The 26448-nt window shown below is 61.5% G+C and carries 25 protein-coding genes; 17 read left to right on the forward strand and 8 right to left on the reverse strand.

Annotated features, from left to right (window positions below; genetic code table 11):
* Window positions 1-41: 41 nt before the first annotated feature.
* The 6 genes from OZ911_RS22680 to OZ911_RS22705 all read left to right on the forward strand — a co-directional run bounded on the left by OZ911_RS22680 (window position 42) and on the right by OZ911_RS22705 (window position 3600).
* Window positions 42-590 carry an Rnf-Nqr domain containing protein gene (locus tag OZ911_RS22680; protein WP_023048367.1) on the forward strand — a complete coding sequence of 183 codons (549 nt, stop codon included), beginning with the start codon at window positions 42-44 and terminating at the stop codon, window positions 588-590.
* Window positions 587-1561, forward strand: coding sequence for an RnfABCDGE type electron transport complex subunit D (locus OZ911_RS22685; protein ID WP_023048366.1), 975 nt, complete (start codon window positions 587-589; stop codon window positions 1559-1561). The genes OZ911_RS22680 and OZ911_RS22685 overlap by 4 nt, the downstream gene beginning before the upstream one ends.
* Window positions 1558-2160 (forward strand): RnfABCDGE type electron transport complex subunit G, encoded by a 603-nt coding sequence (locus tag OZ911_RS22690; RefSeq protein WP_016488770.1) that lies wholly within the window; start codon window positions 1558-1560, stop codon window positions 2158-2160. Before OZ911_RS22685 ends, OZ911_RS22690 begins: the two co-directional genes overlap by 4 nt.
* Window positions 2153-2677, forward strand: a complete 525-nt coding sequence (locus OZ911_RS22695) for an Rnf-Nqr domain containing protein (protein ID WP_016488771.1) — start codon at window positions 2153-2155, stop codon at window positions 2675-2677. Before OZ911_RS22690 ends, OZ911_RS22695 begins: the two co-directional genes overlap by 8 nt.
* 4 nt (window positions 2678-2681) lie before the next feature.
* On the forward strand, window positions 2682-3320 hold the full coding sequence (gene nth, locus OZ911_RS22700; protein WP_023048365.1) for an endonuclease III: 639 nt from the start codon (window positions 2682-2684) through the stop codon (window positions 3318-3320).
* A 103-nt stretch (window positions 3321-3423) separates the two neighbouring features.
* Complete coding sequence (locus OZ911_RS22705) at window positions 3424-3600, forward strand: PA3496 family putative envelope integrity protein (protein ID WP_016488773.1); 177 nt, start codon at window positions 3424-3426, stop codon at window positions 3598-3600.
* Between the two features lie 55 nt (window positions 3601-3655).
* On the opposite strand, the gene OZ911_RS22710 is transcribed toward OZ911_RS22705, so the two are convergent.
* Window positions 3656-4279: a response regulator transcription factor gene (locus OZ911_RS22710; protein ID WP_016488774.1), complete on the reverse strand. Its 624-nt coding sequence runs from the start codon at window positions 4277-4279 to the stop codon at window positions 3656-3658.
* A 369-nt stretch (window positions 4280-4648) separates the two neighbouring features.
* On the opposite strand from OZ911_RS22710, the gene OZ911_RS22715 reads away from it, so the two are divergent.
* On the forward strand, window positions 4649-5131 hold the full coding sequence (locus OZ911_RS22715; RefSeq protein WP_016488775.1) for a hypothetical protein: 483 nt from the start codon (window positions 4649-4651) through the stop codon (window positions 5129-5131).
* 70 nt (window positions 5132-5201) lie between these two features.
* Here OZ911_RS22715 and OZ911_RS22720 read toward each other — a convergent pair whose 3' ends face one another.
* Both OZ911_RS22720 and OZ911_RS22725 read right to left on the reverse strand, forming a co-directional pair.
* A complete protein-coding gene (locus OZ911_RS22720) occupies window positions 5202-6419 on the reverse strand; it encodes an argininosuccinate synthase (RefSeq protein WP_016488776.1) in 1218 nt (405 codons plus the stop codon).
* A 185-nt stretch (window positions 6420-6604) separates the two neighbouring features.
* Window positions 6605-7558: a flagellar protein MotY gene (locus OZ911_RS22725; RefSeq protein ID WP_016488777.1), complete on the reverse strand. Its 954-nt coding sequence runs from the start codon at window positions 7556-7558 to the stop codon at window positions 6605-6607.
* Between the two features lie 130 nt (window positions 7559-7688).
* On the opposite strand from OZ911_RS22725, the gene pyrC reads away from it, so the two are divergent.
* The gene (pyrC, locus tag OZ911_RS22730; protein WP_016488778.1) at window positions 7689-8735 is read left to right on the forward strand and encodes a dihydroorotase; all 1047 of its coding nucleotides are present in this window, start codon (window positions 7689-7691) and stop codon (window positions 8733-8735) included.
* A 23-nt stretch (window positions 8736-8758) separates the two neighbouring features.
* Window positions 8759-9406 carry a ribonuclease T gene (gene rnt, locus OZ911_RS22735; protein WP_217435874.1) on the forward strand — a complete coding sequence of 216 codons (648 nt, stop codon included), beginning with the start codon at window positions 8759-8761 and terminating at the stop codon, window positions 9404-9406.
* Window positions 9407-9565: 159 nt separating this feature from the next.
* Here rnt and OZ911_RS22740 read toward each other — a convergent pair whose 3' ends face one another.
* Window positions 9566-10168, reverse strand: coding sequence for a peroxiredoxin (locus OZ911_RS22740; protein WP_012273884.1), 603 nt, complete (start codon window positions 10166-10168; stop codon window positions 9566-9568).
* A 224-nt stretch (window positions 10169-10392) separates the two neighbouring features.
* On the opposite strand from OZ911_RS22740, the gene OZ911_RS22745 reads away from it, so the two are divergent.
* Entirely contained in the window at window positions 10393-10611 is a 219-nt protein-coding gene (locus tag OZ911_RS22745) for a bacterioferritin-associated ferredoxin (protein WP_016488781.1), read from the forward strand.
* Between the two features lie 201 nt (window positions 10612-10812).
* On the forward strand, window positions 10813-11286 hold the full coding sequence (bfr, locus tag OZ911_RS22750; RefSeq protein ID WP_016488782.1) for a bacterioferritin: 474 nt from the start codon (window positions 10813-10815) through the stop codon (window positions 11284-11286).
* 57 nt (window positions 11287-11343) lie between these two features.
* Here the strand turns inward: bfr and grxD are convergent, their stop codons facing one another.
* Together grxD and OZ911_RS22760 are read right to left on the reverse strand one after the other, a co-directional pair.
* Window positions 11344-11679, reverse strand: coding sequence for a Grx4 family monothiol glutaredoxin (gene grxD, locus OZ911_RS22755; RefSeq protein ID WP_016488783.1), 336 nt, complete (start codon window positions 11677-11679; stop codon window positions 11344-11346).
* A gap of 91 nt (window positions 11680-11770) precedes the next feature.
* Complete coding sequence (locus OZ911_RS22760; protein WP_060520013.1) at window positions 11771-13879, reverse strand: molybdopterin-dependent oxidoreductase; 2109 nt, start codon at window positions 13877-13879, stop codon at window positions 11771-11773.
* 374 nt (window positions 13880-14253) lie between these two features.
* Between OZ911_RS22760 and argF the strand changes: the two genes are divergently transcribed.
* Both argF and OZ911_RS22770 read left to right on the forward strand, forming a co-directional pair.
* Complete coding sequence (gene argF / locus OZ911_RS22765) at window positions 14254-15174, forward strand: ornithine carbamoyltransferase (protein WP_016488785.1); 921 nt, start codon at window positions 14254-14256, stop codon at window positions 15172-15174.
* The gene (locus tag OZ911_RS22770; protein WP_016488786.1) at window positions 15171-16280 is read left to right on the forward strand and encodes an ABC transporter ATP-binding protein; all 1110 of its coding nucleotides are present in this window, start codon (window positions 15171-15173) and stop codon (window positions 16278-16280) included. The genes argF and OZ911_RS22770 overlap by 4 nt, the downstream gene beginning before the upstream one ends.
* 34 nt (window positions 16281-16314) lie before the next feature.
* On the opposite strand, the gene ybaK is transcribed toward OZ911_RS22770, so the two are convergent.
* On the reverse strand, window positions 16315-16785 hold the full coding sequence (gene ybaK, locus OZ911_RS22775) for a Cys-tRNA(Pro) deacylase (protein ID WP_016488787.1): 471 nt from the start codon (window positions 16783-16785) through the stop codon (window positions 16315-16317).
* A 303-nt stretch (window positions 16786-17088) separates the two neighbouring features.
* On the opposite strand from ybaK, the gene OZ911_RS22780 reads away from it, so the two are divergent.
* The 4 genes from OZ911_RS22780 (at window position 17089) to glpD (ending at window position 22152) form a co-directional block, all read left to right on the forward strand.
* The gene (locus OZ911_RS22780; protein ID WP_016488788.1) at window positions 17089-17940 is read left to right on the forward strand and encodes an MIP/aquaporin family protein; all 852 of its coding nucleotides are present in this window, start codon (window positions 17089-17091) and stop codon (window positions 17938-17940) included.
* A gap of 51 nt (window positions 17941-17991) precedes the next feature.
* Window positions 17992-19491 (forward strand): glycerol kinase GlpK, encoded by a 1500-nt coding sequence (gene glpK / locus OZ911_RS22785; protein WP_016488789.1) that lies wholly within the window; start codon window positions 17992-17994, stop codon window positions 19489-19491.
* Window positions 19492-19592: 101 nt separating this feature from the next.
* Window positions 19593-20348: a DNA-binding transcriptional repressor GlpR gene (gene glpR, locus OZ911_RS22790; RefSeq protein WP_016488790.1), complete on the forward strand. Its 756-nt coding sequence runs from the start codon at window positions 19593-19595 to the stop codon at window positions 20346-20348.
* A 274-nt stretch (window positions 20349-20622) separates the two neighbouring features.
* A complete protein-coding gene (glpD, locus tag OZ911_RS22795; protein WP_016488791.1) occupies window positions 20623-22152 on the forward strand; it encodes a glycerol-3-phosphate dehydrogenase in 1530 nt (509 codons plus the stop codon).
* A 37-nt stretch (window positions 22153-22189) separates the two neighbouring features.
* Here the strand turns inward: glpD and OZ911_RS22800 are convergent, their stop codons facing one another.
* Window positions 22190-26317 carry an NEL-type E3 ubiquitin ligase domain-containing protein gene (locus OZ911_RS22800; protein WP_070086454.1) on the reverse strand — a complete coding sequence of 1376 codons (4128 nt, stop codon included), beginning with the start codon at window positions 26315-26317 and terminating at the stop codon, window positions 22190-22192.
* Between the last annotated feature and the right edge of the window lie 131 nt (window positions 26318-26448).

Here is a 26448-nt window from a genome sequence, read left to right on the forward strand (position 1 = left end):
ATTGCCGGACAATCACCATGATTCCCGGCTATCGTCATCTCATGAGCGACTACATCCTGGTCCTGATCAGCGCCGCCCTGGTCAATCACCTGTGCCTGCTGCAACCATCAGTCTCCAGGCTGCACCTGCATGTGCATGGCCTGGCCTGCGCGCTATGCATTGCGCTGGGCGTGATCGGTGCTCAGTTGCTGGTGCGAGGGGTGCTTGCTCCATTGCACATCCACGACCTTGCCCTTTTCGTATTGTTGCCCTGGCTGGCGCTGCTCGCCTGGGGCGTGCCATGGCTGCTGGCCAAATGGCGCCCGAACTGGCCCGTAACGGGGTTGCCAGCACTGCTCTTGAGTAACAGCGCAGCGCTGGGGCTGGCGCTGCGGCTGGCCAGCGACGACAGCACCTGGCCAGCCACACTGCTGCTAGGCCTGCTGGGCGGTGGCGGCTTCTGGCTGGCGCTGGCCTTGCTCGCCGACCTGCGCCAGCGCAGTGCCCATGCCGATATCCCCGGCGTACTGCGCGGCCTGCCCATCGAATTGATCGGTGCCGGGGTAATGGCCATGGCGTTATCCGGTTTCAATGGGTTGTTTGCGCAATGAATACCAGCCCTGACCCGCGACTACGCACCAGCATGGGCCTGGTCTTGCTGGCCTGCGTACCTGGCCTGCTGACGCTGCTGTGGCTCCATGGCTGGGGTTTTCTGGTGAACCTGTTGCTCTGCACCAGCGCCGCCTTGCTGTGCGAAACCCTGCTGCTGGCAATGCGCGGGCAAGCACTGAAGCCGGCGTTAGACGACTGCAGCGCTCTGGTGACCGCTGTGTTGCTGGCGTGCGCACTTCCTACCCTGGCGCCATGGTGGTTGCCGGTGGTCGCCACAAGCGTTGCCATCGGTATCGGCAAACAGGCCTTTGGCGGTGTCGGCCGCAACCTGTTCAACCCGGCCATGGTCGGTTATGCCTTTGTACTGCTGAGCTTCCCGTTGCACATGAACCATTGGCCGGGGCCTGCACCGGGCCTGATGGAAAGCCTGCAGCAGGCATTTGCGGGTAGCGAGCACATTGATGCCTGGGCCAGCCCTACGCTGCTCGATGGCCTGCGCCACAACCGCAGCCTCACCATTGATGAGCTATTCGCCAGTCACCCAGGTTTTGGCAGTATTGGCGGGAGGGAAAGCGAATGGGCCAACCTGGCGTTCCTGCTCGGCGGCCTGTTCCTGCTGCAGCGCAAGGTGATCAGCTGGCATGCGCCCGCGGGCTTGCTGGCAGGGCTGTTCGTGTTCAGTTTGTTGGGCTGGAACGGTTCGGGGTCGGATTCCAATGGCTCACCTTTGCTGCACCTGTTCTCCGGGTCGACCATGCTGGCGGCGTTCTTCATTGCCACCGAGCCCGTCTCCGGCCCAAAAAATGAGTGGGCCAAGCTGGGCTTCGGCTTAGGAGCAGGGCTGCTGATCTACCTGATTCGCACTTGGGGCAGCTACCCGGATGGCACAGCTTTCGCCATCCTGCTGATGAACCTCATGGCACCGAGCCTTGAGCGCCTGGCCCTGCTGCATCAGCAGGCCACCCGATGAGCCGCCTGGCGCGGGATGCAGGCCTGCTGCTGCTAACCGTGGCACTGGCTGTGTCTGTCACACTGGCATGGCGACAATGGACCAGTACTGCCGTCGCCAGCGCCGAGAAGCAACTGCAAAGCCGCCAGCGGCTGGCGGTGCTGCCTGAAGGCAGTTACGACAACCAGCCACTGGACACCCCCCTGGCCATGCCCGCCGCACAGCGGCCAAACAGTCGTATCCTGGCAGCTTACCGCGCAACGCGAGCAGGCGAGCCAACCGCCATCATCCTGATCACCCAAGCCCAAGGGTATGCCGGGCCGATCGTGCTGAGCATTGCCATCGGCACAGACGGCCGCCTGATCGGTAGCCAAGTGGTCGAGCAGCAGGAAACCCCAGGGTTGGGCGCACGCCTGGGAGACCCGCAGGTGCACTGGTTGGGGCAGTTTGCCAACCGTCAGCTGGGCGACCACTGGGCGCTGAAGCGGGACCACGGTGACTTTGACCAACTGGCCGGCGCAACCGTGACTTCACGGGCAGTGATCACAGCGTTGCAGGAAGGCCTGAGCTATTTCGATGAGCAGCGCAACTTGCTGCTGGAGGCCCCCACGCATGAATAGCGTCTACTGGCTGGCCGCAAGCCTTGTGCCCGTGCTTGGCGCCACCGGCACACTGCGAGAGGGCGCCGCCATTGGCGTGTGCGCGATACTGATGAGCACGCTGCACCAATTACTGCTGGCGCCCTTGCGCCAGCGGCTGGCCACCTGGGCGTACATGCTGGCAAGCCTGCTGCTGTTGGCCGCCCTGGCCAGTTGCCTGCAACTGGCCCTGCGTGCGTGGCTACTGCCACTGGCCATTGCCCTGGGCCACTATCCTGCGCTGCTTTGCCTGCAATGCCTGGTTTACGACCACCTGCTACCCAGCCAGGGGCGCTGGCGCCTGCTGGTCAGGCACCTTGGTGCCATGCTTGCCATCTGCCTGCTGCTCGGTGCCAGCCGCCAAGGGTTGGCCCAGTTGGCCGGCCTGCACCTGGCCAGCCTGGCCCCCGGCGCACTGCTACTGCTCGGACTGCTGCTGGCCTTGTACAATCGCCTGCGTCCGGGCCCCGCCCACCCACGTCGTCAAGGAAAGCGCTGATTTCATGAATGCCGCCAAACGCCTGGAGATCTTTCGCAGGCTGCACGAAGACAACCCCGACCCGAAGACCGAACTGGCCTACACCACGCCGTTCGAACTGCTGGTCGCCGTGACGCTGTCCGCGCAATCCACCGACGTCGGCGTCAACAAGGCCACCGCCCGCCTGTTCCCTGTCGCCAACACCCCGGAGGCCATCTATGCCCTGGGCGTTGAGGGCGTGAGCGAATACATCAAGACCATCGGGCTTTACAACAGCAAGGCCAAGAACGTCATCGAAGCCTGCCGCATGCTGATAGAGCAGCACGGCAGCCAGGTGCCGCAGACCCGCGAAGCCCTGGAGGCACTGCCCGGCGTTGGCCGCAAGACCGCCAACGTGGTGCTCAATACTGCATTCCGCCAACCAACCATGGCCGTGGATACCCATATCTTCCGGGTCAGCAACCGCACAGGCATTGCGCCAGGCAAGACGGTGCTGGAGGTAGAGAAGAAACTGGTCAAGTTCGTGCCAAAGGATTACCTGCTCGATGCCCATCACTGGTTGATCCTGCACGGGCGCTATGTCTGCCAGGCACGCAAGCCAAGGTGTGGCAGTTGCCGGATCGAGGACTTGTGCGAATACAAGCATAAGACCAGCGACGATTGAGCCGATAGCTTGAAACCACTCGAGCGATTGAAAAAATCTTTTTTACCGACGTCTGCTTTCTGGTTATAAGGACGGCCAATGGCCCCTTGGCTTGGAGCGACTCATGAGCACCGATAAAGACGAACTGTCGATCGAAGATGATTTTGTTGCCACAGAAGATGAAGCGGAACCCCAGGTGGAGATCGCCAAGACCAACCTGAGCAAACGCCGCACCATCGACAACATGCTGGAAGAACGGCGCCTGCAAAAGCAGCTGGCCGATTTCGACTACGACCTGTAGTGCGGCTGCGGAGCACTGGCAAAGCCTCCTGAATGGAGGCTTTGCGGGCCGGCAGTCAGTTGAGCCCTTGCCGCTGCGCCAGCTCGATCAGGTCAACCAGCGACCGCGCATTGAGCTTTAGCAACAGGCGGGACTTGTAGGTGCTGACCGTCTTGTTGCTGAGGAACATGCTGTCGGCAATTTCCTTGTTCGAGCGCCCCCGCGCCAGCTGTTGCAACACCGTCATCTCGCGCGCCGAGAGACGGTTTACCATATCCGTCTCGCTCCCCCCTCCCCTGCCACGCGACGCATGGAGGGCCTGATTGGGGAAGTAGCTGTAACCCGACAACACGGCCTTGATGGCGCTCAGGAGCTCGGTGAGTTCCTGCTGCTTGCAGACGTAACCCGATGCCCCCGCCTGCATGCAGCGCATCGAGAAGTTGCCGGGAGCCTGCGACGTCAGCACCAGCACCTTGCTGCCTGGGCTGAAAGTGGCCATGCGCGCAATAACCTCCAGGCCATCCAGCCTGGGGATTCCAATGTCGAGCACCACGATATCCGGCAAGTGTTGCCGAGTGAGTTGCAGTGCAGCCACCCCATTGTCGGTCTCCGCCACGACGTCGTACCCATGCCGCTCCATCAGCATGCGCACGGCCAGGCGTATGACCGGATGATCATCCACGATAAGCACTTTATTCATGCGATATCCATTGATTCATTATTTTTGCTTTGGCACGCCACGATAACCGACAGGGCGCCCGATGGCGCGGCGAATTCTCGGCGAAACTCATGAGCAGATGAAACCTACATAAGTTAGAGAAATTTCCTACAAATAACGGCGATAGTTGTAACAACTAAAATCTTTATTCCCAAACTGACGGTAGCATTGGGCTGCAGGTGCGCACCAGTTGAAAACTGACGCTCACTTGAAGAAAGAGCCAATTCGAAAAAGGTGAAAAGTCCGAGCTATCGGGCTATTTGGCGATTATTCCTCGCCCGGAAATCAATCCGGTATTTAGTTGAGCGCAACGGTAGGTAAAGATGGCTAAAACTGCTGGAGACGGCCCAAATGACCCAAGCACAACCTGTCGCCCCGCTGACGATCATTGCCATCTTCGCGGGGATAATCGAAGCCTCTGCCCTTGCCACACTTCCGTTTCTTAGCGAGTCTAGCCAGAAGCTCTACACCTGGTTTCTGGTGGGTTTCCCATTCTTTCTGACTGCGCTGTTCTTCCTGACGCTCAATTTCAACTACAAGTCGTTCTACAGTCCATCATCCGACAGGGCGGCGAACGGCACCACGCTGGCTGAAAATAGCGTGGCCACGCCTGCAATGGCCGACGGTGCCCGCGAAGCAGTTCAAGGGGAGCCTGTCACATTCATGTTTTCCGGCCCCGACGCCAATCGCATGATGGAGCAGCAACTGCTTTCTGCACTTGCCCAACCTCCCCTACCGGCGCGAACCTGGCGCTTTTGCAACCTGGACAGACGTCAATGTGCGCAGCTGTCCATCAGTGCACTTGATGGCCACGTCGTGAACGACGAGCACTGAATGCCCAAACTTTTCTGAGCACATAAAAAACCCCGGCCTAAGCCGGGGTTTTCAAGACACGCGCCAGCAATCAGAGCAGCGAACGGCCCTTGTTGGCAGCAATGCGCATGCGCAAAGCGTTCAGCTTGATAAAGCCGGCAGCGTCCGCCTGGTTGTACGCGCCGCCATCTTCTTCGAAGGTGGCGATGTTGGCATCGAACAGCGAGTCATCCGACTTGCGGCCGACCACGGTGACGTTGCCCTTGTACAGCTTCAGGCGCACTACGCCATTCACGTTGACCTGGGAGGCGTCGATCATCTGCTGCAGCATCAGACGCTCCGGGCTCCACCAGTAACCGGTGTAGATCAGGCTGGCGTACTTCGGCATCAGCTCATCTTTCAGGTGAGCGACTTCGCGGTCCAGGGTGATCGACTCGATGGCACGGTGGGCCTTGAGCATGATGGTACCGCCAGGGGTCTCGTAGCAGCCACGCGACTTCATGCCGACGTAACGGTTCTCGACGATGTCCAGGCGGCCGATGCCGTTGGCACCACCGATACGGTTCAGATCGGCCAGAACGGTGGCTGGGCTCTTGTCGACGCCGTCGATGGCAACGATGTCACCGTTACGGTAGGTCAGCTCGATGTAGGTGGCCTGGTCCGGGGCATTCTCAGGCGAGACGCTCCAGCGCCACATGTCTTCTTCGTGCTCGGTCCAGGTATCTTCCAGGACACCGCCTTCGTAGGAGATGTGCAGCAGGTTGGCGTCCATCGAGTACGGCGACTTCTTCTTGCCGTGGCGCTCGATCGGAATGCCATGCTTTTCGGCGTAGTCCATCAGTTTTTCGCGGGACAGCAGGTCCCACTCACGCCACGGGGCGATAACCTTGACGCCTGGTTTCAGGGCGTATGCACCCAGTTCGAAACGAACCTGGTCGTTGCCTTTGCCAGTAGCGCCATGGGAAATGGCGTCAGCGCCGGTTTCGTTGGCGATTTCGATAAGGCGCTTGGCGATCAGCGGGCGGGCAATGGAAGTACCCAGCAGGTACTCGCCTTCGTAGACGGTGTTGGCGCGGAACATCGGGAACACGAAATCACGCACGAACTCTTCGCGCAGATCGTCGATGTAAATCTCTTTAACACCCATTGCCTGGGCCTTGGCACGGGCCGGCTCGACCTCTTCGCCCTGACCCAGGTCAGCGGTGAAGGTCACCACTTCGCAGTTATAGGTATCCTGCAGCCACTTGAGAATCACCGAAGTATCAAGGCCGCCGGAATACGCCAGTACGACCTTTTTTACGTCCGCCATGCCATCACTCCACGGGGTTGTACGGAAAGGGGTCGATTCTAACGGCCTTGCGGAAAAATTTACAGTGGGGCGACAGCTTCTGACGACAAAGCGACAAGAACTGTCGGAAGGGCGACGGGGGTATGCATGACCATCTCACAGGCGCTGGAAATGTCGTGGCAAACACCTGAAGGCCCCCCCCGATCTCAGGGTGCCTTCGCCCCCGGCGCGGCAGCAGCCGGGTTGGCTGGTGCTGGGGCGGCAGGCGCCGCTGGCTCAGCCGGTTTTTCCACAGGTTTCTCAACCACCGAAACCCGATCCAGCTCGATGTTTACCCGGCGATTGCGTGCCCGGTTGGCCGCACTGTTGTTCTTCACCAACGGGTACTGCTCGCCATGGAAGCGCACCGTGATCTGTTCTTCAGTCAATCCATGGGCCTTGAAGTAATCAGCCACAGCCAGCGCACGACGGCGCGACAGGTCTCGGTTGGTCAGGCGGTTGCCACTGTTGTCGGAGTGGCCGTCGAGCTCGATGTGGTTCACCGTCGGGTCAGCTTTGATGTAATCCAGGATCACATCCAGCCGTGCACGCGCCGACGCGTCCAGCTCGGTGCCGCCCCCGGGGAAACCCACCTGGGTCTGGCGCACCTGATCATAATTCATAGGCAGCAGCTTGCCGGCACAGACCAGATAGTCGCTGTAGGCCTTGGCGAAGCTGACCGGCAGAACGCGTACCTCAATTGGCCTTCCGGCCTCACCGGTGTAGTTGCGCACCACTGTGCTACGCCCGTCGAGCAAGCCGTTGATCAGGCGGCTGGCCTGGCCTTGGGAAGAACTGAACAGCACACCGGTGCGGGCCATCCGCACGTTGCCCAGGTTGATATCACCCCGCCCAGGCTGCCACGGCGCCGCCGCCGCCAGCAGGCTGGCTGTACCTGCACCCAGTACATTGTTGTCCGAACGTAGCTGAAAAACGGGCTGTTCACCTGCCCGACGCACGAACTCACCGCTACCAAAACCTTCTATCGGCTGGATCAGACGGCACTCGAACGGGTCGCCCTCGACCTTCCAGGCAATATTTTCCATGCGCGTCTGAAAAGTCAGTGCACCGGCCGGCAGGCTGGCGAACAGGGTCAACAGGGTGAGGTAACGCTGGCGCACGGGCGGCTCCACAAATTCTGACGGCTTACCTGCAGGCTATCGGACGCTGGCCGGAAAACTTGATAGCCGTGCTCGCCCCAGGCTTTTCCGGTAGCATTGGGGCTTGAGTTCGACCCGCCTGGAATCCCCAATGTCCGATCGCCTGACCCTCCTGCGCCCCGACGACTGGCACATCCATCTGCGCGATGGTGCCGTCCTGCCCCACACCGTTGGCGACGTGGCGCGCACTTTTGCCCGTGCCATCATCATGCCAAACCTGGTTCCTCCGGTGCGTAATGCCGACGAGGCCAGTGCCTACCGTGAGCGCATCCTGGCCGCCCGCCCTGCCGGCAGCCGCTTCGAGCCGCTGATGGTGCTGTACCTCACCGACCGCACCAGCCCCGAGGATGTCCGCGCGGCCAAGGCCAGCGGCATCGTGTACGCCGCCAAACTGTACCCGGCCGGCGCCACTACCAACTCCGACTCGGGCGTGACCAGCATCGACAACATCTTCCCGGCCATCGAGGCGCTGGCGGAAGTCGGCATGCCACTGTTGGTGCATGGCGAAGTAACCCGCAGCGAGATCGACGTGTTCGACCGCGAGAAGCGCTTCATTGACGAGCACATGCGTCGTCTGGTCGAGCGCTTCCCGACGCTGAAAGTGGTGTTCGAACACATCACCACCGGCGATGCCGCTCAGTTCGTCACCGAGGCCCCGGCCAACGTCGGCGCGACCATCACTGCACAGCACCTGCTGTACAACCGCAACCACATGCTGGTTGGCGGCATTCGCCCGCACTTCTACTGCCTGCCGATCCTCAAGCGCAACACCCATCAGGTGGCGCTGCTGGACGCGGCCACCAGCGGCAACCCGAAGTTCTTCCTGGGCACCGACTCGGCACCGCACGCCCGTCACGCCAAGGAAGCCGCCTGCGGGTGCGCCGGTTGCTACACCGCATACGCGGCCATCGAAATGTACGCCGAAGCGTTCGAACAGCGTAACGCGCTGGACAAGCTCGAAGGCTTTGCCAGCTTGCACGGTCCTGCCTTCTACGGCCTGCCAGCGAACACCGACACCATTACCCTGGTGCGTGAAGAATGGACCGCCCCGGACAGCCTGCCGTTTGGCGAGCAGACCGTGATCCCGCTGCGCGCCGGTGAAAAACTACGTTGGCGCCTGCTGGAGGAAAACGCGTGAGCGAAGACCTCTACGAAGACGACATGGACACCCAGGGCAGCAGCGGTTCGCGCCACCCGATGGCCGAGCGCTTCCGCGGCTACCTGCCGGTGGTGGTGGATGTGGAGACTGGTGGTTTCAACAGCGCCACCGATGCGCTGCTGGAAATTGCCGCCGTCACGATCGGCATGGACGAGAAAGGCTTCCTGTTCCCCGAACACACCTACTTCCACCGAGTGGAACCGTTCGAGGGCGCCAATATCGAAGCCGCCGCACTGGAGTTCACCGGCATCAAGCTGGACCACCCGCTGCGCATGGCTGTTAGCGAGGAAAGCGCGCTGACCGATATCTTCCGCGGTGTACGCAAGGCACTCAAGGCCAATGGCTGCAAGCGGGCGATCCTGGTCGGCCACAACAGCAGCTTCGACCTGGGCTTCCTCAATGCGGCGGTGGCGCGCAACGACCTGAAGCGCAATCCGTTCCACCCGTTTTCGAGCTTCGACACCGCTACCCTCGCGGGCTTGGCGTATGGCCAGACCGTGCTGGCGCGTGCCTGCCAGAGCGCGGACATCGACTTCGACGGGCGTGAGGCGCACTCGGCGCGTTATGACACCGAGAAGACGGCCGAGCTGTTCTGCGGCATCGTCAACCGCTGGAAAGAGATGGGCGGCTGGCGCGACTTCAACGATTGAACTGCAAAAGCATTCGCGGGCATGCCCGCTCCCACAGGTTCACCTTTGCCGTCAGGCATGCAGAGAATCGGTGGGAGTGGGCGCGCCCGCGAAGAGGCCGGCACAGAACGGCATAAAAAAACCGGCCAACGAGGGCCGGTTTTTTTATGCGAGCGGCAATTACAGCTTGCCGGCGTTCTCGCTCAGGTAGGCAGCAACGCCTTCTGGCGAAGCGTTCATGCCTTTGTCGCCTTTTTTCCAGTTGGCAGGGCAGACTTCGCCGTGCTCTTCGTGGAACTGCAGGGCGTCGACCAAGCGCAGCAGCTCGTCCATGTTACGGCCCAGTGGCAGGTCGTTGATGATCTGCGAGCGTACAACACCGTTGGTGTCGATCAGGAAGGCGCCACGGAAGGCCACGCCGCCTTCGGACTCTACGTCGTAGGCTTTGCAGATTTCGTGGGTCATGTCGGCAGCCAGGGTGTACTTCACCTGACCGATGCCGCCGTTGTTGACCGGGGTGTTACGCCAGGCGTTGTGGGTGAAGTGCGAGTCGATCGACACGCCGATCACTTCGACGTTGCGCGCCTGGAAGTCAGGGATGCGGTTGTCCAGGGCGATCAGCTCGGACGGGCAGACGAAGGTGAAGTCCAGCGGGTAGAAGAACACCAGGCCGTACTTGCCCTTGATGGCCGAAGCCAGGTTGAAGCTGTCGACGATCTCGCCATTGCCCAGCACGGCTGGAACGGTGAAATCGGGGGCTTTCTTACCAACGAGTACGCTCATTGTAATCTCCTGATGAGGGTGAAAAACCGTTTGCCGGGCCAGACGGGCTTGCCCGACATCCAACAAAGGCCGACCATCATACACGGCTTCTGATGACAGGCCGAATCCATCAGGCAGACAACCACCGGTCGCTCAAGCACGGCCTTTTCAGAAAGCACTTTGACAAGCATTCTCATTCACATTAAGCTCCCATCCATCGACTCAACCCGCGATGGTCAGCCCTTATGTATGTGTGTCTTTGTGTCGGCGTCACCGACGGACAGATCCGCGATGCGATCTATGAAGGATGCTGCAGTTACAAGGAAGTGCGAGCCGCGACCAATGTCGCAAGCCAGTGTGGCAAATGCGCCTGCCTGGCCAAGGAAGTGGTCCGCGAGACCCTGACCGAGCTGCAGGTCAGCCAGGCAGCCCTGCCTTACCCCGTGGAATTTACCGCAGCCTGAAAGCCCCTGATTCCAAGAACCGGACCCTGTGTCCGGTTTTTTTATGCCTTAAATTCAATAAGTTAGCGCTCCAACGCGGTTCACAAACATTCTTATTCCTATTAATTTTCACTTATTATTCAATAACTTAGGTTTGACACTCTTAAGTATCGGGCTCAAACTTCACTGTATTGGCACACTTCTACAGGGCAGGAACCCGAAATGAAAGGCGACGTAAGCGTCATCCAGCATCTCAACAAGATCCTCGGAAACGAGCTGGTCGCGATCAACCAGTACTTCCTGCACGCACGCATGTATGAAGATTGGGGCCTGAACAAACTCGGCAAGCACGAGTACAAGGAATCCATCGATGAGATGAAGCACGCTGACAAATTGATCAAGCGTATTCTCTTCCTCGAAGGCATCCCCAACGTTCAGGACCTGGGCAAGCTGCTGATCGGCGAGCACACCAAGGAAATGCTCGAGTGCGACCTGAAGCTCGAAAAGAAAGGCCTGGCCGACCTGAAGGCAGCCATTGCCCATTGCGAAACCGCTGGCGACTTCGGCTCGCGTGACATGCTCGAAGATATCCTCGAATCCGAGGAAGAGCATATCGACTGGCTGGAAACCCAACTGGGTCTGATCGACAAGATCGGCATCGAAAATTATCTGCAGTCGCAGATGGGCGAAGAGTAAATATTCGCCCCATAAAAAAACCCGCGATCAGCGGGTTTTTTTATGCTTGCCGGAAAATCAGGCTTCGGAAGCCTTGGCTTTGGCAGCAGCGTCCTTGATCAGGGTCTGCAGCTCGCCGTTCTGGAACATTTCCAGCATGATATCGCTACCGCCAACCAGCTCGCCGGCTACCCACAGCTGCGGGAAGGTCGGCCAGTTGGCATATTTGGGCAGGTTGGCACGGATTTCCGGGTTCTGCAGGATGTCGACGTAGGCGAACTTCTCGCCACAACCCATCACAGCTTGCGATGCCTTGGCCGAGAACCCGCACTGCGGGGCATTCGGCGAGCCTTTCATGTAAAGCAGAATGGTGTTGTTGGCAATCTGCTCTTTGATCGTTTCGATGATATCCATGTAGCACCTCGGCTTAACTTTGCGACGCTGTTGTCGGCACGGTGGCGCATTGTAACGGAAAGCCGAGCAGCGTGCTCGGCCTTACTGTTCCTTACGCGGCCTCCACCTGCACAGGTACGCCATTGAGCGCAGCGTTGCCGGACACCGGGTCGCGAAAGCGCTCGTCGGTCAGGTCGTTGGCACTCACGCCGGCTTGCGCCTGGGCGATCTGCAGGTGCACACCCTGACGAGCATGACCGTAGCCATGGGGCAGGCTGACCACACCGGGCATCATGTCCTCGCAGGCTTGCACCTCGACTTCGAGATCACCCGTACGCGAGCGGATACGCACCCGCTGGCCGTCCTGTAGTTGCCGTTGCTGCAAGTCTTGCGGGTGCATCAACAGCTGATGCCGTGGTTTGCCTTTCACCAGACGGTGGAAATTGTGCATCCACGAGTTGTTGCTGCGCACATGGCGGCGGCCGATCAGCAGCAGTTCACCCGGTACAGGAGGTGCCAGTTGCGTCAGCCGGCGCAGGTCGTCCAGCAACACCTGGGGTGCGGCCTCGACAGCCTGACTGGCAGTCGCCAGGCGTGCAGCAAGGTTGCTGCGTAAAGGGCCCAGGTCCAGGCCGTGCGGATGATCGTCCAGTGTTGCGAGGGAAAGGCGCCAAGGTGTTGCTTGGCCATAGCGCCCCTTGCGCAAGGCCAGATCGATCATCTGCGCAGGTGCCAAGGTCGGCTTCAATTCAAGCCCGGCACGCCTGGCAAACGCTTGGGCCAGGCCGACGAAGATCTCCCAGTCGTGCAACGCCCCGTCCGGCTTGGCCAGAATCGCCCGGTTGAAGCGGGTGACGTTGCGCACGGCCAGCAAATTGAAGGTGCTGTCATAGTGGTCGTTTTCCAGCGACGACGTGGACGGCAGGATGAGGTCGGCATGGCGCGTGGTTTCGTTGATGTAGAGGTCGATGCTGAGCATGAACTCCAGGCCTTGCAGTGCCGCATCCAGCTGACGGCCGTTAGGCGTGGACAGCACCGGGTTGCCGGCCACTGTCACCAAGGCGCGAACCTGCCCTTCGCCCGGTGTAAGCAGCTCTTCGGCCAGGGCCGCCACAGGCAGCTCGCCGCCGTACTCGGGCAAGCCCGACACCCGGCTCTGCCAGGCGTTGAAATGGCCGCCGGAGGTGGCAGCCACCAGGTCGACAGCGGGCTCGGTGCACAAAGCGCCGCCTTCACGGTCGAGGTTGCCGGTTACCAGGTTGATCAGTTGCACCAGCCAGTGGCAGAGGGTGCCGAAGGCTTGGGTCGAAACGCCCATGCGGCCATAGCAAACGGCTTTTTCTGCCGCGGCGAAGTCCCGTGCCAGCTGGCGAATCTGCGTGGCGGCAATACCGCAGTGCGTGCTCATGGCTTCGGCGCTGAACGGTGCAAGCGCTTCGCGCACCTGCTGCAGGCCGTTGATCGGCAAGTGCGAACCTTGCGCCAGGCCTTCCTCGAACAGGGTGTTGAGCAGGCCGCACAACAAGGCCGCATCTCCGCCCGGGCGGATAAACAGGTGGGTATCGGCCATGGCCGCCGTTTCGCTGCGCCGAGGGTCCACCACCACCAGGCGCCCGCCCCGGCCAAGCAGGGCCTTGAGGCGCTTTTCCACATCGGGCACGGTCATGATGCTGCCGTTGGAGGCCAGCGGGTTGCCGCCAAGAATCAGCATGAAGTCGGCGTGGTCGATATCCGGAATCGGCAGCAGCAGGCCATGGCCATACATCAGGTGGCTGACCAGGTGTTGTGGCAGCTGGTCCACCGAGGTGGCCGAGAAACGGTTGCGTGTCTTGAGCAGGCCGAGGAAGTAGTTGCTGTGGGTCATCAAACCGTAGTTGTGCACGCTTGGGTTGCCCTGGTAGACCGCCACGGCATTGCGCCCGTGAGCCTGCTGGACCGCCCACAACTTTTCGGCGGCCAGGGCAAAGGCCTCGTCCCAGCCGATGGCCTGCCAGCGCTCCCCTACCCGCTTGTGGGGCTGGCGCAGGCGGTCAGGGTCGTTCTGGATGTCCTGCAAGGCGACGGCCTTGGGGCAGACGTGGCCACGGCTGAACGGGTCCTGGGGGTCGCCCTTGATCGAGCTGATTAGCGCCTGCCCGTCAGCTTCATGGCTGACTTCGATGTTCAACCCGCAGATTGCTTCGCACAGGTGACAGGCACGGTGATGCAGGGTCTTGGTCATGGCCGCCTCTGCCTTGTTGTTGTCGAACAGTGACTATGCGCCCGGTCCCAGCCCCCCGCCAGCGCCCTTCGCCGCGTGAATCCACCGACATCAGGCACACGATTTGCGACAGCCATTTGCCAAATTGCCAGCAAGCCCTGTACAACCTCGTGTAGCAAATAAAAAACAGCACAGGCCGCCGGGTGAAGACACCCTTTGCAACACCCTTTGCAATCAGGCCGCTGTTCCCCCTTGGCTTCAGGCGACATTTACTTATAGTATTGCGCCTTTCCCTATTTTCGTCCGCCCCGTGCGGCTTACGCCGCAGGTCAATCCCGTTGTCAAAAAAAACCATACGGTCGACCTGCATACCGTTGCAGATAAGGTAGTCAATCATGAGCGCTAGGCACTTTCTCTCCCTGCTGGACTTCACCACCGACGAATTGCTCGGGGTGATCCGCCGCGGCATCGAGCTGAAGGACCTGCGCAAACGAGGCGTGCTGTTCGAGCCCCTGAAGAACCGCGTGCTGGGCATGATCTTCGAGAAATCCTCGACCCGTACCCGCGTGTCGTTCGAGGCTGGCATGATCCAGCTGGGCGGCCAGGCCATCTTCCTGTCGCCACGCGACACCCAGCTGGGCCGTGGCGAGCCGATCGGTGACAGCGCCATCGTGCTGTCGAGCATGGTCGATGTGGTGATGATTCGTACCCACGCCCACAGCACCCTGACCGAGTTCGCCGCCAAATCGCGCGTACCGGTGATCAACGGCCTGTCCGACGAGTCGCACCCGTGCCAACTGCTGGCCGACATGCAGACCTTCCTCGAGCACCGCGGCTCGATCCAGGGCAAGACCGTGACCTGGATCGGCGATGGCTTCAACATGTGCAACTCCTACATCGAGGCCGCCAGGCAGTTCGATTTCCAGCTGCGCATCGCCTGCCCAGAAGGCTACGAGCCGGATCAGCGCTTCATGGCGCTGGGCGGTGACCGCGTACAGATCATCCGTGATGCCAAGGAAGCCGTGCGTGGCGCACACCTTGTGGTTACCGATGTCTGGACTTCCATGGGGCAGGAGGAGGAAACTGCACGGCGCCTGGCGCATTTCGCGCCTTACCAGGTCACCCGCGAACTGCTCGACCTGGCGGCACCCGATGTCCTCTTCATGCACTGCCTGCCCGCCCACCGTGGCGAGGAAATCAGCCAGGACCTGCTCGACGACCCACGTTCGGTCGCCTGGGACGAGGCTGAAAACCGCCTGCATGCACAGAAGGCGCTTCTCGAATTTCTTGTAGAACCGGCTTACCACCACGCATGAGTCAACCCCTACTGCTCAACCTGCGCAACCTCGCCTGCGGCTACGGCGACCAGCGCATCGTCCAGAACCTCAACCTGCACCTGAACGCAGGCGACATCGGTTGCCTGCTGGGTTCATCCGGTTGCGGGAAAACCACCACGCTACGCGCCATTGCAGGTTTCGAACCGGTGCATGAAGGCGAGATCCAGCTGGCCGGCGAGGTCATTTCCCGCGCTGGCTTCACACTGGCCCCGGAAAAGCGCCGCATCGGCATGGTGTTCCAGGACTACGCGCTGTTCCCGCACCTGACCGTGGCGCAGAACATTGCCTTTGGCATCGCCAAGCACCCACGCCAGGCCGCCGTCATCGAAGAGATGCTCGAACTGGTCAAGCTGGGGGGCCTGGGCGGGCGTTACCCGCATGAGCTGTCTGGTGGCCAGCAGCAACGGGTCGCCCTGGCCCGCGCGCTGGCGCCTGAACCGCAGTTGCTGCTGCTCGACGAGCCGTTCTCCAACCTTGACGTGGAGTTGCGTCGGCGCCTGAGCCATGAGGTTCGCGATATCCTCAAAAGCCGTGGCACCAGCGCCATCCTGGTTACCCATGACCAGGAAGAAGCCTTTGCCGTCAGCGATCAGGTCGGTGTGTTCAAGGAGGGGCGCCTGGAGCAGTGGGACACGCCCTACAACCTTTACCACGAACCACAGACGCCGTTCGTGGCCAGCTTCATTGGCCAGGGCTACTTCATCCGTGGCCAGATGAGCAGCCACGAGGCCGTCAATACCGAGCTGGGTGAACTGCGCGGCAACCGTGCCTACATCATGGCGCCCGGCAGTTCGGTGGACGTGCTGCTGCGCCCCGACGATATCGTGCATGCACCCGGCAGCGCGCTGCAGGCGAACATCATCGGCAAGAGCTTCCTGGGGGCATCGACCCTGTACCGCCTGCAATTGCCGACCGGCAGCCAGCTGGAAGCAATCTTCCCTAGCCATAACGACCATGAGGTCGGTGAGGATGTGGGGATTGAGGTGCAAGCTGATCACCTGGTGCTGTTCCCGGTGCCTGGCAGCGTTGCGGCGCAGTTGCCGCAGCAGGAGAATGGCGTGCGTCGGTACAGTTCCGCGACCTGATTGCAGATTCCTGGGCCGCTTTGCGGCCCAGATCTCAGCCTCTGCCGATCCCGGCAAACTTGCCCTGGGTATGCTCGGCCAGCACCGCCGCCGCCAACTCCACTTCCAACCCGCGCCTACCGGCGCTGACATGGATAGTTGCAAAATTTTGCGCCGAGTCATCAATAAAGGTGCGCAGGCGCTTCTTCTGCCCCAACGGGCTGATCCCACCTACCAGATAACCCGTAGCCCGCTGCGCCGCCGCCGGGTCTGCCATCTCGCATTTCTTTACCCCGGCAGCGTGGGCCAAGGCTTTGAGGTCCAGGGTACCCACCACAGGCACCACCGCTACCAGCAACTCCCCTTTCTCGCTGCTCGCCAACAAGGTCTTGAACACTTGCTGCGGGTCCAGGCCAAGCTTTTCCGCTGCCTCCAGACCGTAAGAAGCCGACTTGGGGTCATGCTCATAACTGTGCACACGGTGTTCGGCGCGATGCTTCTTCAACAGGTCTAGGGCGGGGGTCATGCAAAGGCTCCGGTCTGGGACGGCTCGGCGGCTACTTTAGGACAAATCCCACATCCCAGCCAGCGCACCACAATCGCGCGCCTCTAGTACGGGGATCCGCGGCTGATTTTACGGGCCATTTCGTGACTGGTCGTTCACTTTCGACCTTTGACATCAGCGTTTCTTGTCTATATTTTTTCGCATCTGAACAAATGGCGCACTTTTAAGGTGCGTTTCCTGTATCTGCCCGGGGTCAATGGGGATCGACACCGGGCTTTGCTGTCGAGCGCCACGCGCCTCACAACAAAAAAAACGAGGTCATACATGACGACTGCTCTACGCCAACCCACGCTGTCCAGCCAATGCCTGGCCGAGTTTCTCGGCACTGCCCTGCTCATCTTCTTCGGCACCGGCTGTGTTGCCGCGCTCAAGGTCGCCGGCGCCAGTTTCGGCCTTTGGGAGATCAGCATCATCTGGGGCGTCGGCGTAAGCATGGCGATCTATCTCACGGCCGGCATTTCCGGCGCGCACCTGAACCCGGCGGTGAGCATCGCCCTCACCCTGTTCGCCGGTTTCGACAAGCGCAAGCTGCCCTTCTACATGCTGGCCCAGGTATGCGGCGCGTTCTGTGGCGCGGCGCTGGTCTACACCCTGTACAGCAATCTGTTCTTCGATTTCGAACAGGCCCATGCGATGTTGCGCGGTAGCGAAGCCAGCCTGGAGCTGGCCTCGGTGTTCTCCACCTACCCGCACCCGTCGCTGTCCACCGGCCAGGCGTTCCTGGTTGAAGTAGTGATCACTGCTATCCTGATGGCCGTGATCATGGCCCTGACTGACGACAACAACGGCCTGCCACGTGGCGCCATGGCCCCGCTGCTGATCGGCCTGCTGATCGCGGTGATCGGCAGCGCCATGGGCCCGCTGACCGGTTTTGCCATGAACCCTGCCCGCGATTTCGGGCCAAAACTCATGACCTTCCTGGCCGGTTGGGGTGAAATCGCCTTCACTGGCGGTCGGGACATACCGTATTTCCTGGTTCCGGTGTTCGCACCGATCCTTGGCGCCTGCCTGGGTGCCGCGACCTATCGCGGCCTGATTGCCCGCAACTTGCCAATGGCACCTGCCGCGAACCCTGAGACAAATGACAATCGCCAGGGCGATACTCAAGCCAATTGATGCCGGCAACACGCACAGCCCTGACCTCCTATTCTTGCAAGGCCTACGACCATGACAGACACCCAGGACAAGAACTACATCATCGCCCTGGACCAGGGCACCACCAGTTCGCGTGCCATCATTTTCGACCGCGACGCCAATGTGGTGGGCACCTCCCAGCGCGAGTTCGCCCAGCACTATCCGCAGGCGGGCTGGGTCGAGCACGACCCGATGGAAATCTTCGCCACGCAGAGCGCGACCATGGTCGAGGCCTTGGCACAGGCAGGCATCAGTCATGCCCAGGTCGCCGCAATCGGCATCACCAACCAACGCGAAACCACCGTGGTATGGGACAAGGAAACCGGCCGCCCGGTTTACAACGCCATCGTCTGGCAGTGCCGCCGCAGCACCGAGATCTGCGCCCAGCTCAAGCGCGACGGCCATGAAGACTACATTCGCGAAACCACCGGCCTGGTCACCGACCCATACTTCTCCGGCACCAAGCTGAAGTGGATCCTCGACAATGTCGAGGGCGCCCGCGAACGCGCCGAGCGTGGCGAACTGTTGTTCGGCACCATCGATACCTGGCTTATCTGGAAGTTCTCGGGCGGCAAGGTGCACGTCACCGACTACACCAATGCCTCGCGCACCTTGATGTTCAACATCCATAGCCTGCAGTGGGACGACAAGCTGCTGGAAATCCTCGGCATCCCGCGGCAGATGCTGCCCGAGGTTCGTTCTTCTTCCGAAGTGTATGGCCATACCAAAAGCGGGATTGCCATTGCCGGCATTGCGGGTGACCAGCAGTCGGCACTGTTCGGCCAGATGTGCGTGGAGCCGGGCCAGGCCAAGAACACCTACGGCACCGGCTGCTTCCTGCTGATGAACACCGGCGAACAGGCGGTCAAATCGTCCCACGGCCTGCTCACCACCATCGCCTGCGGCCCGCGCGGCGAGGTGGCCTATGCGCTGGAAGGCGCGGTGTTCAACGGTGGTTCCACCGTGCAGTGGCTGCGTGATGAGCTGAAGATCGTCAACGACGCCCTGGACACCGAGTACTTCGCCAGCAAGGTCAAGGACAGCAACGGCGTCTACCTGGTGCCGGCCTTCACTGGCCTGGGTGCACCGTACTGGGACCCCTATGCCCGTGGTGCGCTGTTCGGCCTGACCCGCGGCGTGAAGGTGGACCACATCATCCGCGCTGCACTGGAGTCGATCGCCTACCAGACCCGCGATGTGCTCGATGCCATGCAACAGGACTGCGGCCAGCGCCTGTCCGAGCTGCGTGTGGACGGTGGCGCGGTGGCCAACAACTTCCTCATGCAGTTCCAGGCCGATATTCTCGGAACGTGCGTAGAACGCCCGCAAATGCGCGAAACCACGGCCTTGGGCGCTGCCTACCTGGCCGGCCTGGCCTGCGGCTTCTGGAGCGGCCTGGACGAACTGCGCGACAAGGCGATCATCGAGCGCGAGTTCAGCCCGCAGCTGGATGAAACGCAGAAAGAGAAGCTGTACGCCGGCTGGAAGAAGGCCGTCGAACGCACCCGTGACTGGGAAGATCACGAGGCGTAAAGCACATGGGGGCCGCCATGCGGCCCCCATCGTCTACTGGCCGTCATCCCCTTCCTACGGCATCATTGCAGAATTTGTCCGGCTGCCCCAAAGGACCGCCCATGAATCTGCCACCCCGCCAACAACAAATCCTCGAACTGGTGCGCGAGCGCGGTTACGTCAGTATCGAAGAAATGGCGCAGCTGTTCGTCGTGACACCCCAGACCATCCGTCGTGATATCAACCAGCTTGCCGAACTCAACCTGCTTCGCCGTTACCACGGTGGCGCGGCGTATGACTCCAGTATCGAGAACACGGCCTACGCCATGCGTGCCGACCAGATGCGCGACGAAAAGCAGCGTATCGCCGACGCCGTGGCCCGGCAGATTCCTGACCATGCCTCGGTGTTCATCAACATCGGCACCACCACCGAATCCATCGCCCGCGCACTGCTCAACCACAATCACCTGAAGGTCATCACCAACAACTTGCACGTGGCGGCGATCCTGGCTGCCAAAGACGATTTCGAAGTGCTGGTGGCGGGTGGCACGGTGCGCCGCGACGGCGGTGTGGTCGGCCAGGCCAGTGTCGACTTCATCAACCAGTTCAAGGTGGATTTCGCCCTGGTGGGTATCAGCGGCATCGACGAGGACGGCAGCCTGCTCGACTTCGACTACCAGGAAGTGCGGGTATCCCAGGCGATCATCGCCAATGCCCGGCAAGTGATCCTTGCCGCGGACTCCAGCAAATTCGGACGCAACGCCATGGTGCGTCTGGGCTCGATCAGCTTGGTCGACTGCCTGGTGACTGACCAGGCGCCTACCCCTACCCTCACTCAGTTGCTGAACCAGTACAAGATCCGCCTCGAGGTGGTTTGAGGGCTGACGGGTGCTTGTCGCAACAGTTTTGGTGCCTGTGAGATCGTGCGCCGCGCGGGCGGCGCTCGATCTCACAGGCGCCACAACTATTCCGGCATGCACCCGCCAACCTCAAACCATACAGCCGAAATTTTCGAAAATGTTCACTTTATTGTCATCCAATCAGTTTTTTCTATAAAGACTGACTGGCGACGGGCTTTCTGTTGCGCTAGTATTTTCGGAAACGAACATCAATGTTCATATTCGATGTGAACAGCCTCAGGAGGCCTTGCCCGTGTCCCAGCCCGTTTCGTCCCAGCCACCACTCGCTGACTGCTATGACCTCGCCGTGATCGGCGGTGGCATCAATGGCGTGGGCATCGCTGCCGACGCCGCCGGGCGCGGCTTGAAGGTGTTCCTTTGCGAAAAGGACGATCTGGCGCAGCACACCTCGTCGGCCAGCAGCAAGCTGATTCACGGTGGCTTGCGCTACTTGGAGCACTACGAGTTCCGCCTTGTGCGCGAAGCCTTGGCTGAACGCGAAGTGCTGCTGGCCAAGGCACCGCACATCGTCAAACCGATGCGTTTCGTTCTGCCACATCGCCCACACCTGCGCCCGGCCTGGATGATTCGCGCCGGCCTGTTCCTGTATGACCACCTGGGCAAACGCAAGCGCCTGGGGGCCTCGCGCAGCCTGCGCTTTGGCCCGGGTTACCCGCTCAAGCCGGCGATCACCCGCGGCTTCGAATACGCCGACTGTGCAGTGGACGACGCGCGGCTGGTGGTGCTCAATGCCATGGCCGCCCGTGAGCATGGCGCGCACATCCATACCCGCACCCGCTGCCTGCGCGCAGAGCGCGTAGACGGCGTATGGCAGGTCGAATTGCAGCATGCCGATGGCACCCTGCAGAGCATTCGTGCTCGCGCCCTGGTCAACGCCGCCGGCCCATGGGTCGCCAGTTTCATCAAGGACGACCTCAAGCTCGATGCGCCGTACGGCATCCGCCTGATTCAGGGCAGCCACATCATCGTGCCGCGCCTGTACGAAGGGGAACATGCCTTCATCCTGCAGAACGAAGACCAGCGCATTGTCTTCTGTATCCCTTACCTGGACCGGTTCACCCTGATAGGCACCACTGACCGCGAGTACAGCGGCGACCCTGCCAAGGTGGCGATCACCGAACAGGAAACCGACTACCTGTTGAAAGTGGTCAACGCGCACTTCAATCATCAACTCAGCCACGGTGATATCCTGCACACCTACTCCGGCGTGCGCCCGCTGTGCAACGATGAATCCGACAACCCGTCTGCCGTCACACGTGACTACACCCTCGCGCTTAGCGCAGCGTCTGGCGAGGCGCCATTGCTGTCGGTGTTTGGCGGCAAGCTGACCACCTATCGCAAGCTGGCGGAGTCGGCCATGAGCGAACTCAAGCCGTTCTTCAGCCAGATGGGCAAAAGCTGGACTGCCGACGCACCATTGCCCGGCGGTGAAGACATGAGCACGCCCCAGGCATTGGTCGAAGCGCTGCTGGCACGGCATCAATGGCTGGCAGTGGACATCGCCAAACGCTGGGCGGTGACCTATGGCAGCCGCACCTGGCAACTGCTGGACGGCGCACAGGGCCCGGAAGACCTGGGCCAGGCCATGGGGGGTGGCTTGTTCACCCGCGAAGTCGACTACCTGCGTGCGACCGAGTGGGCCGTCACCGCCCAGGACATCCTGTGGCGGCGCAGCAAACTTGGCCTGTTCACCAGCCCCAGCGAGCAGCGGGCACTGGCCGATTACCTGGCTCAAGGCGACGCCCGCAGCAACGCCGCCTGAACCGCCCGGGCGACCGCCAGCCGGTCGCCCCCTCCCCTTAGGCTTCCCGCTGGTACGCCTCACGGGCCAATTCCAGGTACAGTTCGCGCTCTTGGGCATTGAGCGACTCCATCAACGCAGCGGCGCGCTCCAGATAGCGCTGCTCGCCCGCTTCTGCGACCTCGCGCTCGGCCTGCTCCAACTGTTCATGAAAGGGAGCAGCCAGCGCTTCGAAGCGCTCCAGGTAACGGGTACGCACATGCTCTTGCCAGAAATCGCGCTCCGCCAGTGCGCGGCTGAGCACCTCGATGTTCTCTCCCGCCAGCACTTCAGCGCCCGCACGCCGTACCTGGGTTGCCGTCACACGGCTGTGTTCGGGGTAATTCATGTGCCCAGGTTGCGCTGGCAGCCCAAGCCGCTCAGCCAGGTTGACGCGGTAGGCGAGGTAAACCTCGATATCATCCACGGCAGCGTAAGGGTCACGGCGCAGCTCCTGAATATGCCGGGCGGCGATGCTGTCCACCTGATCCAGGCGATACAGGGAACGCCCCAGGGGCAGCAATGCCTGTTCGGCCTGGATGGCAGAACCGTTACCGGGCGAACTCAGGGCAATGTGGGCCCTGACTTCCAGCTGACTGAGAATCAGCAGCAGCCGGTCCTCACAGGTCCGGCGCCCTTGGGTCTGCCAGAACACGGCTTCGCGTACGTCGGTGTTGTCGGTACACAGCTCCAGAATCCGCCATACCCTTGCTCGGTAATAGCGCGGGTGTTCGATGAAGTCGTCAGAGCCGGCGAAATCTGCCAGAAAACGAAACAGGTCTGCCGACTGCGGCTCCTCGGCCAGCTGGGTCCAGATCTGCATGCGCCGGGTGCGTACCGCCTCGCTTGCACTTCCCAGCCATTCCTCAAACGTGCCGACATCGGCAACGGCATGATGATAGGAGCTGCTGCGGTTGACCGGCGAATCGCTGAGGCTACTGGCAATCGACGCCTCGCTCGCTTCGTCCAGAGGGTTGTCATGCAACGACAGGCGTTGCAGACGGGCGCCCAGTGTGCGCAGATGCCCGGTGACCTGGCGGATCTGGTTTTCCCGCATGTCCACCAGGCCACGCCACGGCATCGCAGCTTCATCGGGCAAGGTTTGCAGCCCGGTTGCGCGCAGCGATACCTCACGCAAGTGGCGCAAGCTTGAAAGGTCAGGCACCTGACCCAACGGGTTGTAGTTCAGGTCGAGCACCTGGAGTGACGTGAGGCTGGCCAGCCTTTGGCTGCCTGGGGTATCGACGATGATCTGGTTACCCGCCAGATGCAGGCTGCGCAGGCCGGTAAACTGCTCCAGGCCAACCGGCAAACGGGTCAACTGGTTGTTGCGCAAGTCGAGTTCGCGAAGGTGAGTGAACCTGCGCAGAAAATCCTCTTCGATCTGCTCAAGGGCCATATTGCGCAACGTCAGGCGCCGAACATGGCCAAAGTCGATGTCCGCCGGCAAGCTCGGCAGGCTGCCCACTTCTTCGCCGTCGATATGCAGTGAAAAATCGTCACCGGCGAGGCCAGCGGTCTTGCGCCGCCAGGTCCGCCGTATCTGGTTGGCCACACGTTGCCTGCGCAGGCCGTCCATGAAGCTCACGCGCTGGCGTTGCCAGGTGTCCAGCGCCTCGCGCAAACTGTGCAGCTGCCGCTGAAGCTGGCTGAGGTGGTCCCACAGGCCCACCCCGCGGTCCGCAAGATTGCGCAGATAAGCGTCCAGCTGTGCGTCAGTCAAGGTCGGGAAAATGTCATGGATGCCGCTACGGATTGCCCGCCGGCTGCTTTCGCCCCCTCCACTGAGTGCATAACCGACGCGGCTGTCGATTCGCAGCGGCGGACGATAGCGTTCTGCAATAGGCGTCAGCCCCATCAACTTCGCCGTTCTTTCCCGATCCGCACTGGCCAGACGCGCAATCCGGTCGCCGAGTTCATGCGCCGTGAGCTGGCTTGCGCCAAGCATGGCCTGCTGCCCCGCGTCCAGCGTGTGGATCAGGCATGGCAGAAGGCCCTGGCCCAGTACCGGGGCGTGGGCATCGGCCAATTGATAACCCTGTTCGGTGTGGATGATGGTTCTGATATCAGTTGCGTTGACGTCCCCGCTGGCGGTTACCAGACGCCCCCCCGCCTCACCCAGGCGCAACTCGATACGCATCGAAGCCGGCCAAGGGGCCCGATGAGCAATCCATCCCAGTATCACACGCTGGGTATCGGCATTTACCGCTCCTTCGTGCTCGAATCCCATCAACGCACGGTCCACCCGGCTCTCGCGCAAGAACCAGCGGGCACGCTCGGCCAAGACCAGCGGCACCCGGCCACTGTCCAGCAAGGCCTTGATCTGTGCCCCACTGGCCAAGGCAAGGATCTCTTCGACGCCACGCACCGACAAGCCGGGGAAGACCTTGATCAGCGAAGCCCCCGCAACCGATGCCTTATCTTGCCCGGCGGCCAGCTCTCGTTCGAATGCGCGCCCCTGCAGATGAGGCTCAGACGCATGGAGCTCGTAGCGTTCATGGGCATCGCGCAGGCGCGCAGGGCCGGGCTCACCTTGCAGGTGCAAATGGCGCAACTGCTCGTGATCCAGGCCGGTGATACGCAGGAGCGTTTCAGCCTGTTGGTCAGGGATTTGCGCCAGGGCGCCGTCAAACCTGCGCATCAGCGCACCACCACCCTCCAGATAATGAGCAGAAGGCGGCCAGTGCGCCAGCCTGGCCCGGCCCTCGCCCTCGTGTAGGGGCCTCAACGCATCGACAAAGGGCACACGTTCGAGCACACGGCTTACGCCCACATGCACAGCGCCCACCACGGCGCCGGCCGCCAGGTTCTGCGCCACGCCCATGAGGTGATCGAGCGCCCCCTGACGGTCGCCGAGGCGCCAGTCCTCATAGCCTTTGTACACCTCGCTGACCACATCCACCGCTGCCACGGCGAACATCACCTCGCCCAGTACCGGAATGAACAGTGCCGCCAGATTCAGTGTATCGAGCCCTGCACTCTTGAGGACCTCCAGCCGCTCATGGCGCTCGATAGCGGCCTCGTCAGCGGTCGGCACCGCCAGGATTCTTGCATCATCGAGCATCTTGTCTACCTGCAAGCCACGCAGGTAGGCAAAAAGCGGTGTCTCGATGGCGAAATGCCGTCCATCCAGAACCGCGGGTGCCTGCGCACTGCTCGCCGCGATCAAGCGCTCAAGGGTTGCCGTGAAGGTCGGCCTGTCCCGTTCGCTGATGAAGCGACTGAAAAACCAGCGGTAGTGGGGCGCGCGCATGCGCTTGGCCAGCCACAGGTAAAAAGCCTCCCAGGAAGCGTGCTTGGCCACCGCTCGCTGCGGGTCCAGGGGGATCCAGCTGACGATGCCTTCCAGCGGCCCGTCAGCGTGTTCGCGCAACTCCAGCGTGACCACCCCATGGATACGCTTGCCCAGCAGGTACAACTGACGCGGTGTGACAACGCCAGTGACCGCAGGCACGACAGGTTTGGCGGCGAACACAGGCAACAAGCGCAGGTAGTCGACCTCGTCCAGCTCGGACTTGATGCGGGCCATGCGCACCGCAACATCCATCTTCGCCCGCAAGCTCTCTTCAAGCATGCGCTGCACCGCTTCCCGGGCCAGGTTTTCAGGCGCTGGCGGCCGGCTTTTCGGGAACAGCTGGGCGCGCAACTTTTGCTGGTACTGCCCACCGATATCGAGTTTCCGGCAGCAGCGGGCAAACGCCTCATAGGTCAGCGCCAGCTTGCTCCCCTGCGCGTCCTGCAGGTGGGCACGCCGCATGAATGACGGCACGGTATCGGCTTCGTGGAAGTTGTGCAGCGCGGCCGTGAGTAAAGGTTGCACGCTGTAGAGCGTGCGCCAAGGCGTATGCAGGCGTGGCGCAGCGCTGGGCATCGGCACATCATCCTCGATGTACACCCGCATGCTGCGCACATCGACGTCGGCCAGCCCCTCGGCGCGCAATGCCGGCTCGAGCACCTGTGTGGCAAAGGCCTCCAGGCTGGGTATGCTGGCCAGCGTTTCCTTTACACGTTCGGCTGCTGCCTGCTGAGTGCGCAGCGCCCGGTGCAAGGTCAACAGAAGGTCGGCATCGGCCGTTTTCAACCAATCCGCCATCTGGCGGGCAATGAAGGCGTCGACGGAATCAGAAGGTATCGGGATCACGGACACGGCAGGAGCTCCACAAGATGAAGCTGCAAGCTCAACAGCTCGCCTTAAGTGGCGGGTGTTACTTAATGCTGGCGCACCGCGGTCAGAGCGCCGGCATTCGTTCGGATAGCCGAACGCGATACCGCCACTCG

The sequence above is a fragment of the Pseudomonas fortuita genome (assembly GCF_026898135.2).
Lineage (GTDB): Bacteria > Pseudomonadota > Gammaproteobacteria > Pseudomonadales > Pseudomonadaceae > Aquipseudomonas > Aquipseudomonas fortuita.

What these genes read in the sequence shown, in the direction of transcription:
- OZ911_RS22680 (WP_023048367.1), top strand. Translation starts at nt 42, where the DNA reads ATGAGCGACTACATCCTGGTCCTGATCAGCGCCGCCCTGGTCAATCAC.
- OZ911_RS22685 (WP_023048366.1), top strand. Translation starts at nt 587, where the DNA reads ATGAATACCAGCCCTGACCCGCGACTACGCACCAGCATGGGCCTGGTC.
- OZ911_RS22690 (WP_016488770.1), top strand. Translation starts at nt 1,558, where the DNA reads ATGAGCCGCCTGGCGCGGGATGCAGGCCTGCTGCTGCTAACCGTGGCA.
- OZ911_RS22695 (WP_016488771.1), top strand. Translation starts at nt 2,153, where the DNA reads ATGAATAGCGTCTACTGGCTGGCCGCAAGCCTTGTGCCCGTGCTTGGC.
- nth (WP_023048365.1), top strand. Translation starts at nt 2,682, where the DNA reads ATGAATGCCGCCAAACGCCTGGAGATCTTTCGCAGGCTGCACGAAGAC.
- OZ911_RS22705 (WP_016488773.1), top strand. Translation starts at nt 3,424, where the DNA reads ATGAGCACCGATAAAGACGAACTGTCGATCGAAGATGATTTTGTTGCC.
- OZ911_RS22710 (WP_016488774.1), bottom strand. Translation starts at nt 4,279, where the DNA reads ATGAATAAAGTGCTTATCGTGGATGATCATCCGGTCATACGCCTGGCC.
- OZ911_RS22715 (WP_016488775.1), top strand. Translation starts at nt 4,649, where the DNA reads ATGACCCAAGCACAACCTGTCGCCCCGCTGACGATCATTGCCATCTTC.
- OZ911_RS22720 (WP_016488776.1), bottom strand. Translation starts at nt 6,419, where the DNA reads ATGGCGGACGTAAAAAAGGTCGTACTGGCGTATTCCGGCGGCCTTGAT.
- pyrC (WP_016488778.1), top strand. Translation starts at nt 7,689, where the DNA reads ATGTCCGATCGCCTGACCCTCCTGCGCCCCGACGACTGGCACATCCAT.
- rnt (WP_217435874.1), top strand. Translation starts at nt 8,759, where the DNA reads ATGGACACCCAGGGCAGCAGCGGTTCGCGCCACCCGATGGCCGAGCGC.
- OZ911_RS22740 (WP_012273884.1), bottom strand. Translation starts at nt 10,168, where the DNA reads ATGAGCGTACTCGTTGGTAAGAAAGCCCCCGATTTCACCGTTCCAGCC.
- OZ911_RS22745 (WP_016488781.1), top strand. Translation starts at nt 10,393, where the DNA reads ATGTATGTGTGTCTTTGTGTCGGCGTCACCGACGGACAGATCCGCGAT.
- bfr (WP_016488782.1), top strand. Translation starts at nt 10,813, where the DNA reads ATGAAAGGCGACGTAAGCGTCATCCAGCATCTCAACAAGATCCTCGGA.
- grxD (WP_016488783.1), bottom strand. Translation starts at nt 11,679, where the DNA reads ATGGATATCATCGAAACGATCAAAGAGCAGATTGCCAACAACACCATT.
- OZ911_RS22760 (WP_060520013.1), bottom strand. Translation starts at nt 13,879, where the DNA reads ATGACCAAGACCCTGCATCACCGTGCCTGTCACCTGTGCGAAGCAATC.
- argF (WP_016488785.1), top strand. Translation starts at nt 14,254, where the DNA reads ATGAGCGCTAGGCACTTTCTCTCCCTGCTGGACTTCACCACCGACGAA.
- OZ911_RS22770 (WP_016488786.1), top strand. Translation starts at nt 15,171, where the DNA reads ATGAGTCAACCCCTACTGCTCAACCTGCGCAACCTCGCCTGCGGCTAC.
- ybaK (WP_016488787.1), bottom strand. Translation starts at nt 16,785, where the DNA reads ATGACCCCCGCCCTAGACCTGTTGAAGAAGCATCGCGCCGAACACCGT.
- OZ911_RS22780 (WP_016488788.1), top strand. Translation starts at nt 17,089, where the DNA reads ATGACGACTGCTCTACGCCAACCCACGCTGTCCAGCCAATGCCTGGCC.
- glpK (WP_016488789.1), top strand. Translation starts at nt 17,992, where the DNA reads ATGACAGACACCCAGGACAAGAACTACATCATCGCCCTGGACCAGGGC.
- glpR (WP_016488790.1), top strand. Translation starts at nt 19,593, where the DNA reads ATGAATCTGCCACCCCGCCAACAACAAATCCTCGAACTGGTGCGCGAG.